The following is an 11,951-nucleotide window of genomic DNA, read 5'->3' as shown; positions in this document are numbered from 1 at the left end:
AAAGTTATACAGATAGTTGTGATGTGCAGTATGTAAATATTAAGTACTATAAGGACTATAGTAAGTATAGGTAGACGTATTTAAGATATAGATCAACAACTGACTACCAATAATTATTACGAAAGGGAGTTTGGTCGGCAGCGTCGAATATATAAAAGAGACGGGGTCCACCCCGGTGACGCCGATGGCGACCAACCGGCCGTCGCGCAGGTCACCGGCCACCGCCAGTCGGGGCAGGACGGCCGGGCCGAGCCCGGCCCGGACGGACTCCCGGACGGCGGTCGCGGTGCTGAGCTCGAGCACCGGCGTCGGGCCCGGGGGGCCCAGGGCCTGCTCGAGAGCGGTGCGGGTGCCCGAGCCGACCTCGCGGGTGACGAGCGGGGTGCGGGCCAGCAGGGCGGCGGCCACCGGCCGTCGCCGACGGGCCCAGGGGTGGTCCGGAGCGACGACGAGCACCAGGTCGTCGGTGCCCACCACGACCTGGGAGAGGTCGGCCAGGGGGTCCGGTCCCTCGACGAGACCCACGTCCACTGCCCCGGCGCGAACCAGGTCGGCCACGGCGGCGCTGTTGGTGGCCGTCAAGGTGATCTGCTCGACGCCCCCGTGCGCCCGCAGGGCGGCCAGCCACCCCGGGACCAGGTGCTCGGCCACGGTCATGCTCGCCGCCAACCGCAATCGCGCCGATCCCCGGTGACGAAGTGCGGTCAGCCCGGCGTCCAGGTCGGTGGCGGCCTCGACCACGCGGGCCGCCCAGGCGGCGAACGCAGTCCCGGCGTCGGTGAGTCCGGTGCCGCGGGCCCGGCGATCGAGCACGGCGACGCCCACCTGCCGCTCGAGGGTGCGCAGCCGGGCCGAGGCGGCCTGCTGGCTGACACCGTGCCGGCGCCCCGCGGCGCCGATGCTGCCGGTGGCCACCACGTCCAACAACAGTTCCAACGCCCCCAGCTCGGGCACGTGCGGACTCAGCGGCACGCCGTCAGCTCCGGCAGCCATGCTGCTGCGGCGCCCAGGGCATGCTGCAACCGCTGGTCGGCCTCGGTTCGGGCGTGGGTGTTGCGCTGGGAGGGGTGCGGCACCGCCAGGGTCACCACCGGGTGCACGGGTGGGTGCATCGTCAGGTACCGCATCCAGCCGGCCAGTGCCGCCGTCCCCAGCGGGACGACGACCCGCAACCGCGGGACCAGCTGGAGGACCTCGGCCAATGCTGGACCGGCCTCCGCCAGGTCGGCGGCCCGTGGGTTGCGCCAGGCCTCGGGGGTGCCCAGCGCCCACGGGACGACGTTCCACCGCAGGCAGTCCACGGCCCGCAGCGGGGACGCTTCCCGCGCGGCCCGCAGCACCCGCGCCGTGGGGTCGGGGTTGTCCTCGGAGGAGAACCCGCGTTCCCCCAGCGCCATCGTCGCCGGACCCGGGCTCTCCAGGAGCAGCAGCACCCGCGCACCGGTGCCCCCGCCGTGCGGGTCGAACCACGGCACCGCCCGACCTCGGCCCCGCCACCGCCGGACCAGCGCGTTCAGCGGCGCGACGTGCGGGTCGTCCAGCCGGGCGAGCTTGAGCTCTCGCAGTGTCTCCTGCACCGGTGGGACGCTAGGCCCTGGCACCGAGCGCCACAAGCTGGGCTTGTGCATGCACAACGACGCGGCGGCTACCGGCAGGGTCTGCACCAGCGCACGATGGACCCATGACCAGCACGGCGACCCAGCCCACCCCCGGACCCGGCCTGTTCGGCAGTGACGACGACCGGCGACTGGCCGTGGCCAACATCGGCCCCAACTGGTTCGCCTCGGTCATGGGCACCTCCATCGTGGCCACCGCTGCAGCCACCCTGCCCGTCACCGTCCCGGGCCTGCAGGTCCTGGCACAGGTGGTGTGGGTGTTGGCCGGGGTGCTGCTGCTGGCCGTCTCGGCCGCCACCATCGCGCACTGGCGATACCACCCCGACACCGCCCGTGGGCACGCCGACAACCCGGTCATGGCGCACTTCTACGGCGCCCCACCGATGGGCCTGCTGGCCTTCGGCGTCGCCACCCACCTCGTCGGCGCCGACCTCATCGGCGCCACCGCAGCACTGTGGGTGTTCGCCGTCCTGTGGGTCGCCGGCACCGTCTACGGCCTGGTCACCGCCGTCGGCCTCCCGTACCTGGTCTTCACCCGCCACGACGTCGCAGAGGACGCCGCGTTCGGTGGGTGGCTGATGCCCGTCGTCCCGCCCATGGTGTCCGCGGCCACCGGCGCCCTGCTGGTCCCCGAACTGCCCGCCGGACAGCTGCGCACCACCCTGTTCACCCTGTGCTGGTCGATGTTCGGGCTCTCGCTGCTGGCCAGCCTCGTGGTGATCACCTTGGTGTGGGGCCGACTGGCCCGGCACAAGATCGGCGCCGCCGCCATGGTGCCCACGCTGTGGATCGTGCTCGGCCCGTTGGGCCAGTCGATCACCGCCGCGAACAACCTGGGCAGCCAGGCCCACCTCGCCGTCCCCGAGCCCTACGCCACCGCCTTCCAGGCCATGGGGCTGGTCTACGGGCTCCCGGTGTGGGGGTTCGCGCTGATGTGGGCCGGCATCGCCCTCGCCGTCACCGTCCGCACTGCCCGGGCGCACCTGCCCTTCACCCTCACCTGGTGGTCCTTCACCTTCCCCGTCGGCACCGTCGTCACCGGCACGTCCGGGCTCGCCCTGCACACCGGCGAGACCTTCCTGCAGGTCGCGGCCGTCATGCTCTTCGCCGCGCTGCTGGGGGCCTGGGCGACAGTCGCCCTGCGCACGGCGCGCGGGGTCCTCACCGGGGCCCTGCTGCGCTGACCGTCGACCCCCGGGACATGCCAGGCACCCGACTGGGCCGGACCCGGGCGTCGCCTGGCAGGACAGCCAGTTCCGGCCCACAGAATGGGCCTCGGACGCGCAGCGGAGCTCTATCCACGGTTCCCGCAGTCACATCCGACCAGCCCGCTCCTGACACCACTGCACCACGGACGATCCATGCACATCGGGGACGACGACCGTCGGAGCCGAGCACTGCATCGACCCCGCAGACCAGGGCCCTAGCGGTTTCGGACCTAGTTGTGACACGGAATCCGTCGATCCATATACGGGGGTTTGTGAGCTGCAGGGCAACCCAGCGCTTGCACCGCGCCACCCCTCAGGTCAGGGTCAAGATCACGAAGAGCAGACCAAGGCCGCACCAGTTGCTCACGGTGTGGACTGCGGCGGCCACATCGGTCGCCCGGTCTCGTGCGGCATTCTGCATGGTGTCCCAGTTCGTAGGGGCTCGGCCGTTGGCGTCGCGCTGCTCCATCTGCGCGGTCAGCCAGGCCAGTCGGTCCCCGACCTTAGGCATGGCCGTGTAGGTCTCCCAGTCGATCTGGCCAGCGCTGACCGGCACCGGGACGACCGGAGACCGGTAGGCCGCCCGGTACACCACAGCGAAGACGAGGCCGGGGATGCTGAGGGCGAGCGCGGCAGCCACCGGTACCCCCGCCGCCAGGTGGACGATCCCGAACAGCAAGCTGCGGGTGACCGTCTGCAGGATCGTGGCGGTCTCGGTGCCGTAGCGGAACAGCACCTCCTCCTGTCGAGCGAGCAAAGGAACGGCCGCAACTAGGGCGTGTCTCCAAAGACTCTGGTCCAGATGGTGATGGCTCGTAGGACGGCGCCGCCGCGGTAAACGATGGCGAGCTTGTCGTAGCGGGTGGCCAGGGCGCGCCACTGCTTGACGGTGTTGAAGTTGCGCTCGACGACGTTGCGATCGCGGTAGAGCACCGGGTCGAAGGCCGGTGGTCGCCCACCGGCTGAGCCTCGGCGTTTGCGGTTGCGGATCTGGTCGCTGGGCTCGGGGATGACGGTCTGGATGCCGCGGGCACGCAGCGCATGGCGGTGCGCCCGGGCGGAGTAGGCCTTGTCGGCCAGCACCGCCGTCGGGCGGGTGCGGGGCCGCCCGCGTCCCGGGCGGGCCACCTTCAGCCGGGCCATCAGCTGGGGGAAGACCGGGGAGTCGTTGGCCTGCCCGGCGCCGACGAGGACGACCAGCGGGCGGCCGTCATGGTCGACCAGCGCGTGGATCTTGGAGGACAACCCGCCGCGGGAGCGACCGATCGCGTGATCAGCCGGCTCGTCGTACAAGCCCTGGAACTGGGCGTCTACCGCGCGCAGGCCGCCGGCGAGCAGCTGATTCTTGTCATTCGGCTGAGCCCCCCGCGCTCCCAATAGACCCCGCGGCGACCTCCGCAGCAGGCCCAGCAGCGGAATTGGGGCGCTCCCCGCGGGGCAAGTTGGTGGCGTGCTGATGGGCCCGGTTGATCGTGGAATCCACGCTGACCACCCAGTCGACCGCACCGACGGCATCGGCCTTCGCGACCAACGCCTGATGCACCCGATCCCACGTGCCATCACCGGAGAACCGGCGGTGCCGCTTCCACACCGTCTGCCACGGACCGAACTCCTCGGGCAGATCACGCCAAGCAATCCCGCACCGGTAGCGGTAGATCACGCCCTCCACGACCTGCCGATGATCCCGCATCGGCCGACCCCGACCCGAACGCTGCGGGGGCAACAACGGCTCCACCAACGCCCACTGCTCATCGCTCAGCAGCTGTTTCCTCGACACCACACCAGCCTCGTCCATCCCTCATCAAGACCTTTGAAGACACGCCCTAGCCGGCGCGCAGCCGCGGCGGCGTCCCCGCAGCCGCCACGTCGACGGCCCGGGCCCACCGGGCCAGTGCGACGCCGTCGACCCCCAGCCCGGCCGCCACCGGCGCCGCGGCCTCGACGTGCCCGGCGCCCCGGTCCAGCAGCGTCCGCGCACCGGCGAGGTTGCCCCGGGCCGCGTGCGTCAGGCCCACCGCGAGCTGGGCCAACCCCCGCCAGAGCTCTCGCTGCTCGGCCGGCCCGGTCTTCCACGCATCCTCGAGCACCTCGTGGGCGTGGAACGGGCGACCGGCGTCCAGCAGCTCCTGCGCCTCGCGGAGGGTCTCCCCCGCCGTCCGGACGACACCCTCGGGTGCCCGCGGCTCACCGGGCTCGCCGTGCGGCAGCGGCCGACCCAGCCCGTCCCGCGGACGGGCGTTGCGCGCCCGGCCGTCGGCGTCCCGGTCCCTGCCCTGAGCGCTCTCCACCGGTCCATCGTCCCCCGGCGCGGGTTGCCCCGACGGCCGGACGTGTGCACCCTGGACGACGAGGACGGCCCGCCTGCGCAGGTCGCCCCCGCACCGACCCGCGGTCTCCCGAGACCGGTCCGGACCTGGAGGGGGTGGCTACGGCCATGTTCCGCACCGACCACGATCTGCGTCCCCTGCCCGACGTCGACGCCGCCCGGGCGCACGTCGCCGAGGCGGCCCTGCGTCCGGCAGCGCCGGGCCCGGTGGGCCTGGAGCTCGAGGCGCACCTGGTGGACCTGCTGTCCCCCGCCGAGCGGGTGCCGTGGGACCGGATCACCGGCCTCGTCGGCTCGGTGCCACCGCTGCCCGGCCGCAGCCGGGTCACCCTGGAGCCCGGCGGGCAGGTCGAGCTCTCCGGCCCACCCGGGGACGACGTCACCGCCGCGGTGGCCGCGCTGCGGGCCGACGGCGCCGTCCTCACCGCCCACCTGGGCCGGCACGGCCTCGGCCTCGCCCCGCTGGGCACCGACCCGCTGCGGCCGGCCCGGCGGGTGAGCCCCGGCCCCCGGTACCTGGCCATGGAGGAGCACTTCGCGGTCGTCGGCTGCTCGCGGGCCGGCGCGGCGATGATGACCTCGACGGCGTCCGTGCAGGTCAACCTGGAGGCCGGGCACCCGGGGCAGCACCGGGACCGGGTGGCGCTGGCGCACGCGCTGGGCCCGGTGCTGGTCGCGGTCTCGGCCGCCTCCCCGCTGCTGGCCGGCCGGGAGACCGGGTGGGCCTCGACCCGGCAGCAGGTGTGGGGCGACCTGGACCAGGCCCGGTGCGGGCCGCTGCTGGGCCGCCGCGACCCGGCCGAGGAGTGGGCCGACTACGCGCTGGCCGCCCCGGTGATGCTGGTCCGCTTCACCGACGACGGCGGCGCGCAGGCGGTGACCGCCCGGGTGCCCTTCGCCGACTGGGTGTCCGGGCGGACCCTGCTGGGCGGACGCCGTCCCACCCCCGAGGACCTGGACTACCACCTGACCACGCTGTTCCCGCCGGTCCGGCTGCGCGGCTTCCTGGAGATCCGCTACCTGGACGCCTCGCCGTCCTGGCCGGCCCTGGCCGCGCTCACCACCACCCTGCTGGACGACCCGGTCGCCGCCGACCTGGCCGCCGCGGCCTGCCTGCCGGTCCGCGGCCGCTGGACCACCGCCGCGCACCGCGGCCTGGCCGACCCCGAGCTGCACACCGCCGCCCGGGCCTGCCTGGCCGCGGCCGTCGACCGGGTGCCGGCGGAGCTGCGCTCCGCCGTCCACGCCCTGGCCGAGCTGGTCGAGGCCGGCCGCAGCCCGGGGGACGCCGTCCTGGACACCGCCCGCGCATCGGGCCCCGAGGCCGCCCTGCTGGCGGCCGTGCACGCGGAGGAGCCGGCATGACCGCCACCGACATCGACACCGTCGTCCGCGACCTCGAGGTCGCCCGGGCGCGGACCCTGCTGCTGACCGACCTCGACGAGCCCGAGCTGCTGCGCCAGCACGACCCGCTGATGAGCCCGCTGGTCTGGGACCTCGCGCACATCGGCCAGCAGGAGGACCTCTGGCTGCTGCGCGGCGGGCAGGCCGGCCGGTGCGGGATCCTGCCGCCGGACGTCGAGCAGCTCTACGACGCGTTCACCCACCCGCGGGCCGTGCGGGCCCGGCTCCCGCTGCTGCCCCCGGTCGAGGCCCGCCGCTACGTCGCCCAGGTCCGGGCCCGGGTGCTGGACCGGGTCGCCGACGCCGACGCGTTCGAGGTGGCCATGGTGGTCAGCCACGAGCAGCAGCACGGCGAGACGATGCTGCAGGCGCTCCAGCTGCGCTCCGGTCCGGCCCTGCTCGGCACCGGGGCACCGCTGCCGGCCGGGCGGCCCGGGGTGGCCGGCACCCGCGTGCTGGTGCCCGGTGGCCCCTTCGAGCTGGGCGTGGACGGCACGACCGAGCCGTTCAGCCTGGACAACGAGCGCCCCGCGCACACCGTCGACGTCCCCCCGTTCTGGATCGGCCGGGTCCCGGTCACCGTGGCCGAGTTCGCCGGGTTCGTCGCCGACGGCGGGTACGCCCGGCCCGAGCTGTGGACGACGCGGGGCTGGCAGGTCCGCACCGACATGGACCTCGAGCACCCGATGACCTGGCACGGCGACGGCACCCGCACCCGGTTCGGCGTCCGCGAGCAGGTGCCCGGTGACGAACCGGTCCAGCACGTCACCTGGTTCGAGGCCGACGCCTACGCCCGCTGGGCCGGTGCCCGGCTGCCCACCGAGGTGGAGTGGGAGAAGGCCGCGGCCTGGGACCCGGCCACCAGCCGGCGCCGCCGGTACCCGTGGGGCTCGGCCGACCCGACGCCGGAGCTGGCCAACCTCGGCGGGACGGCGCTGCGCCCGGCCCCGGTCGGCGGCTACCCGGCCGGCGCCTCGGCCTACGGGGTGGAGCAGCTGATGGGCGACGTGTGGGAGTGGACGTCGTCGGACTTCACCGCCTGGCCCGGGTTCACGCCCATGCTCTACGCCGACTACTCCGCGCCGTTCTTCGGCGGTGACTACAAGGTGCTGCGCGGCGGCGCGTGGTCGGTGGACGCCTCGGTCCTGCGGCCGAGCTTCCGCAACTGGGACCACCCGCAGCGCCGGCAGGTCTTCAGCGGGCTGCGGCTGGCCTGGGATGTGTAGGCACGTCGCGTGGCTCGGGGAGCCCCGGTCGCTGGCCTCGCTGGTGCTCGAACCGCCGGCCTCCCTGCTGGTGCAGTCCTACGCCCCGCGCCGGCAGCGGCACGGCACGGTCAACGCCGACGGCTGGGGCACCGGCTGGTGGGCGCCCGGGCGCGCGGAGCCCGCGCGCTGGCGCTCGGCGACGCCGCTGTGGGGGTCGGCGTCCTTCGCCTCGGTGGCCCCGGCGGTGTCGTCGTCCTGCGTGCTGGCCGCCGTCCGGTCGGCGACCGTCGGCATGCCGGTCGACGAGTCGGCCGCCGCACCGTTCACCGACGGGCGCTGGCTGCTCTCGCACAACGGCCGGGTGGACCGCGCGGTGCTGCCGCCGGCCGCCGCGGTGGCCGCCGAGAGCGTCTGCGACAGCGCCCAGCTCGCCGCCCTGGTCTTCGCCACCGGGCTGGACGCCCTGGGCGAGGTGGTCCGCGACGTGGGCGGCCGCGACCCCGCGGCCCGGCTCAACCTGCTCGCCGCCGACGGCACCCGCCTGCTGGCCACCACCTGGGGGGACACCCTGTCGGTGCTGGAGACCCCGCAGGGCACCGTGCTCGCCAGCGAGCCCTTCGACGACGACCCCCGCTGGACCGACGTCCCCGACCGCCACCTCGTGACGGTCACCGCCCACGGCACGACCCTGGAGTCCCTCTCGTGAGCTTCACCCTGACCGACCACCTCGGCCCCGTCGACGCCGGCGCCGCGCTGCGCGCCGACGTCCGGGCCGGCCTGACCGCCACCCCGAAGACCCTGCCGCCGACCTGGTTCTACGACGCCCGCGGCAGCGAGCTTTTCGACGAGATCACCCGGCTGCCGGAGTACTACCCGACCCGGGCCGAGCGGGCGGTGCTCACCGAGCACGCCGACGAGATCGCGGTGCTGTCCGGCGCCGACACCCTGGTCGAGCTCGGCAGCGGGACGTCGGAGAAGACCCGGCTGCTGCTGCACTCGCTGCAGACCGCCGGCACGCTGCGCCGGTTCGTGCCCTTCGACGTCGACCCCTCGGTGCTGCGGCAGGCCGGGGCCGCCCTGGCCGAGGAGTTCCCCGACCTCGCGGTGGACGCCGCGGTCGGCGACTTCACCGTCCACCTGGGCAAGCTCCCCCGGGACGGCGTCCGGCTGGTCGCCTTCCTCGGCTCCACGATCGGCAACCTCGAGCCCGGGCCCCGGGCGGCGTTCCTCGCCGAGGTCGGGTCCGTGCTCGACCCCGGCGACTGGTTCCTGCTGGGCACCGACCTGGTCAAGGACACCGACCGGCTGGTCGCCGCCTACGACGACGCCGCCGGGGTGACCGCCGCGTTCAACCAGAACGTGCTGACCGTGGTCAACCGCGAGCTGGACGCCGACGCCGACCTGGCCGCCTTCGAGCACGTCGCCCGCTGGGACGCCGAGAACTCCTGGATCGAGATGCTGCTGCGCTCGACCCGGGACCAGGTGGTGCACGTCGACGCGCTGGACCTGGACGTGCCCTTCGCCGCCGGGGAGGACCTGCGCACCGAGGTGTCGACCAAGTTCCGGGTGGAGCAGGTCGTCGCCGAGCTCGCCGCCGCCGGCCTGCGGGCCGCCGAGACGTGGACCGACCCGGACGGCGACTTCGCGGTCACCCTGGCGACCCCGGTCTGAGAAATCCTGCGGACGGTGCATCCGGCCGCGGCCCTGCCGCGGAAGAGGGGGTGAACGACCCCTCCACGGAAGGACACCGTCCATGAGCACCGTCCGCAGGTCCCTCACCGTCGGCGCCGTCGGCGCCGTCGTCCTCGGCCTCTCCGCCGCCCCGGCGCTGGCCGACGACGGCACCGCCACCGTCTCGGTGCTGCACGCCGTCCCCGGCGTGCCGGTCGACGTCTACGCCAACGGCGAGGAGCTGATCCCCGACTTCCAGCCGGGCACCCTCACCGACCCGCTGGAGCTGCCCGCGGGCACCTACGACCTGGCGATCTACCCCGCCGGGTCGGACCCGGCCACCACCCAGCCGGCCGCCTCGGCCGACGACGTGGCCGTGCCCGCCGGGGCGAACGCCACCATCGCCGCGCACCTGACCGAGGCCGGCACCCCGGTGCTCACCCCCTACGTCAACGACGTCTCCGCGGTCCCGGCCGGGCAGGCCCGGCTGACCGTCCGGCACACCGCGGCGGCCCCCGCCGTCGACGTCCGGGCCGGCGGCGCCGTCGTCGTCCCGGGCCTGGTGAACCCGGGTGAGGCCAGCCTGGTCACCGACGCCGGCACCGTCTCCGCCGACGTGGTCCTGGCCGGCACCGACACCGTCGCCATCGGCCCGGCCGACCTGACCCTGGCCGAGGGCACCTCGACCATCGTCTACGCCTGGGGCTCGGCCGACGCCGGCTACCAGCTCGCCGTGCAGACGATCGGCGGCCTGCACTCCAGCCCGTCCGGCGTCCCCGGCGGCACCGGTGGCCAGGCCGACTCCTCGCTCCCGCTGCCCGTCGTCGGCGCCGGCCTGCTCGGCCTGGTCGTCGTCGGGCTGGGAGCGCGCCGCCTGGCCGCCGTCCGCGGCTGACCCGGGCGACGTCGTGCGTCCCGCCCGCCTCCTGGTCGTGCTCGGTGTGCTGCTCGCGGTCGGCGTGCCGACCGGGTGGCTGCTGACCCGCCCGGGGACGTCGGACGGGCCGCCCGTGGCCGAGGTCGTCGCGGCGCAGGACGCGCCCGGTCCGGCGGAGGCATCCCACGCCCCCGCCGGACCGGGCGTCCTCCCCGAGGCCACCGCGCGACCGGCCACCCCCGAGCTGGCCGCACCCCTGGTGGCCCCGGTCCGGCTGCAGGTCCCGGCCCTGGGCCTGGACGCGCCGGTCGACGCCGTGGGCGTCGAGGCCGACGGCCTGATGACGATCCCCGAGGACGTCGACCGGGTCGGCTGGTACCGCTTCGGCCCGGCGCCGGGCGCCGCGGCCGGGAACGCCGTGCTGGCCGGCCACGTGGACGACGCCGAGCAGGGCCTCGGCGTGCTGGCACCCCTGGAGTCGGCCGCCGTCGGCGACGAGGTGCTGGTCACCGCCGCGGACGGCACGCAGGGCCGCTGGCAGGTCGTGGCCCGCCAGGAGTTCGACAAGGAGGTCGTCCCGCTGGCCGACCTGTTCACCCGCGCGGGCCCACCGCGGCTGGTGCTCATCACCTGCGGCGGACCGTTCCTCGCCGACATCGGGAGCTACCGCGACAACGTCGTGGTGGTCGCCGAACCCGTCCCGGCGGGATGACCGGGTGTCCGCAGCCCTCGCCGGCCCTACGGTGCACCTCGTGGAGCCCACCGCCGAGCCGACCGTGGCCGTGACCACGGACGCCGGCGCGGGGTACCCCGACGACCTGGGCCAGCTGTTCGCCGCCGGCGACGAGCAGGCGCTGGCGCTGGCCTACGACCTGTGGGGGGCGCAGCTGCACGGGCTCGCCGTCCGCGCGCTGGGGCCCGGGCCCGACGCCGAGGACGTCGTCCAGCAGACGTTCGTGTCCGCCTGGCACGGCCGGGCGGGCTTCCGGCCGGCCGCCGGGTCGCTGCCGGCCTGGCTGACCGGGATCTGCCGACACCGGATCGCCGACGCCTGGGCACACCGGCAGCGGCAGCGGCGCACCGCGGACGCCGTCGGCGCGCTGCCCACGGCGTCCGGGCACGCCGTGGACCGGGCCGCGGTGGACCGGGTGCTGCTGCTCGGCGAGCTGGACCAGCTCGGGCAGCCGCAGCGGGGCATCATCGAGCTCGCGTTCTACGCCGACCTGACCCACCGGGAGATCGCCGAGCGGACCGGCATCCCGATCGGCACGGTCAAGAGCCACATCCGCCGCACGCTGGAGAGACTGCGCACCCGATTGGAGGCCGGCGATGCCCCACTGCACCCCTGAGGACATCGCGCTGGCCGCGCTGGGCGAGGAGCTGCCCGCCCCGGACGCCGCGCACCTGACCGGCTGCGCCGACTGCCGGGCGGAGGTGGCGTCGCTGCAGCGCGCGGTGCACCTGCTCGGCGACGAGGACGCGGCCGGGCCGCCGGCCCCGGTCCCGCTCCCCCCGCGGGTGTGGGACGCGATCGCCGCCGGGACCGGGGTGCGCAGCCGGCCGGCGTCCGTGCCGCAGCCCGACGCCGTGCTGCCCCAGCCCCGCTCCGGCGCCGACGAGCCGGCCCCGGTGGCCCGGACC

Annotated in this window: 12 protein-coding genes and 2 pseudogenes; 9 read left to right on the top strand and 5 right to left on the bottom strand. The window is 74.8% G+C overall.

Annotated features, from left to right (window positions below):
• Positions 1-39: 39 nt before the first annotated feature.
• The gene (locus LFA75_RS12435) at positions 40-972 is read right to left on the bottom strand and encodes a LysR family transcriptional regulator (RefSeq protein ID WP_225233945.1); all 933 of its coding nucleotides are present in this window, start codon (positions 970-972) and stop codon (positions 40-42) included.
• Entirely contained in the window at positions 963-1,577 is a 615-nt protein-coding gene (locus LFA75_RS23855) for a uracil-DNA glycosylase (RefSeq protein ID WP_165839467.1), read from the bottom strand. Before LFA75_RS23855 ends, LFA75_RS12435 begins: the two co-directional genes overlap by 10 nt.
• Before the next feature lie 104 nt (positions 1,578-1,681).
• Between LFA75_RS23855 and LFA75_RS12425 the strand changes: the two genes are divergently transcribed.
• Positions 1,682-2,800: a TDT family transporter gene (locus LFA75_RS12425; protein ID WP_092807911.1), complete on the top strand. Its 1,119-nt coding sequence runs from the start codon at positions 1,682-1,684 to the stop codon at positions 2,798-2,800.
• Positions 2,801-3,137: 337 nt separating this feature from the next.
• Here the strand turns inward: LFA75_RS12425 and LFA75_RS12420 are convergent, their stop codons facing one another.
• The 3 genes and pseudogenes from LFA75_RS12420 to LFA75_RS12405 form a co-directional block, all read right to left on the bottom strand.
• Positions 3,138-3,560 (bottom strand): hypothetical protein, encoded by a 423-nt coding sequence (locus LFA75_RS12420; protein WP_225233944.1) that lies wholly within the window; start codon positions 3,558-3,560, stop codon positions 3,138-3,140.
• Between the two features lie 35 nt (positions 3,561-3,595).
• A pseudogene (locus tag LFA75_RS24105) lies at positions 3,596-4,619 on the bottom strand (IS5 family transposase).
• A gap of 28 nt (positions 4,620-4,647) precedes the next feature.
• Positions 4,648-5,112, bottom strand: coding sequence for a DUF309 domain-containing protein (locus tag LFA75_RS12405; RefSeq protein ID WP_225233943.1), 465 nt, complete (start codon positions 5,110-5,112; stop codon positions 4,648-4,650).
• 146 nt (positions 5,113-5,258) lie between these two features.
• On the opposite strand from LFA75_RS12405, the gene egtA reads away from it, so the two are divergent.
• The 8 genes and pseudogenes from egtA to LFA75_RS23850 all read left to right on the top strand — a co-directional run.
• Entirely contained in the window at positions 5,259-6,515 is a 1,257-nt protein-coding gene (gene egtA / locus LFA75_RS12400; RefSeq protein ID WP_225233942.1) for an ergothioneine biosynthesis glutamate--cysteine ligase EgtA, read from the top strand.
• Positions 6,512-7,780, top strand: coding sequence for an ergothioneine biosynthesis protein EgtB (egtB, locus tag LFA75_RS12395; protein WP_225233941.1), 1,269 nt, complete (start codon positions 6,512-6,514; stop codon positions 7,778-7,780). Before egtA ends, egtB begins: the two co-directional genes overlap by 4 nt.
• Positions 7,773-8,468: an ergothioneine biosynthesis protein EgtC gene (gene egtC / locus LFA75_RS12390; RefSeq protein ID WP_225233940.1), complete on the top strand. Its 696-nt coding sequence runs from the start codon at positions 7,773-7,775 to the stop codon at positions 8,466-8,468. The genes egtB and egtC overlap by 8 nt, the downstream gene beginning before the upstream one ends.
• Complete coding sequence (gene egtD / locus LFA75_RS12385) at positions 8,465-9,433, top strand: L-histidine N(alpha)-methyltransferase (RefSeq protein ID WP_225233939.1); 969 nt, start codon at positions 8,465-8,467, stop codon at positions 9,431-9,433. Before egtC ends, egtD begins: the two co-directional genes overlap by 4 nt.
• 82 nt (positions 9,434-9,515) lie before the next feature.
• Positions 9,516-10,328, top strand: coding sequence for a DUF4397 domain-containing protein (locus LFA75_RS12380; protein ID WP_225233938.1), 813 nt, complete (start codon positions 9,516-9,518; stop codon positions 10,326-10,328).
• 13 nt (positions 10,329-10,341) lie between these two features.
• The gene (locus LFA75_RS12375) at positions 10,342-11,022 is read left to right on the top strand and encodes a class F sortase (protein ID WP_225233937.1); all 681 of its coding nucleotides are present in this window, start codon (positions 10,342-10,344) and stop codon (positions 11,020-11,022) included.
• Positions 11,023-11,062: 40 nt separating this feature from the next.
• A complete protein-coding gene (locus LFA75_RS12370) occupies positions 11,063-11,659 on the top strand; it encodes an RNA polymerase sigma factor (protein WP_225233936.1) in 597 nt (198 codons plus the stop codon).
• Positions 11,640-11,951 (top strand): annotated as a pseudogene (locus LFA75_RS23850) (anti-sigma factor); the annotation flags it as partial. The gene LFA75_RS12370 and the pseudogene LFA75_RS23850, both read left to right, overlap by 20 nt.

Source organism: Klenkia terrae, from assembly GCF_900491935.1.
Lineage (GTDB): Bacteria > Actinomycetota > Actinomycetes > Mycobacteriales > Geodermatophilaceae > Klenkia > Klenkia terrae.
This window is presented reverse-complemented; position numbering and strand designations above follow the sequence as displayed.

Coding starts and splice junctions, on each gene's coding strand:
- LFA75_RS12380 (WP_225233938.1), top strand. CDS start 9,516: ATGAGCACCGTCCGCAGGTCCCTCACCGTCGGCGCCGTCGGCGCCGTC.
- egtA (WP_225233942.1), top strand. CDS start 5,259: ATGTTCCGCACCGACCACGATCTGCGTCCCCTGCCCGACGTCGACGCC.
- LFA75_RS12425 (WP_092807911.1), top strand. CDS start 1,682: ATGACCAGCACGGCGACCCAGCCCACCCCCGGACCCGGCCTGTTCGGC.
- egtB (WP_225233941.1), top strand. CDS start 6,512: ATGACCGCCACCGACATCGACACCGTCGTCCGCGACCTCGAGGTCGCC.
- egtC (WP_225233940.1), top strand. CDS start 7,773: ATGTGTAGGCACGTCGCGTGGCTCGGGGAGCCCCGGTCGCTGGCCTCG.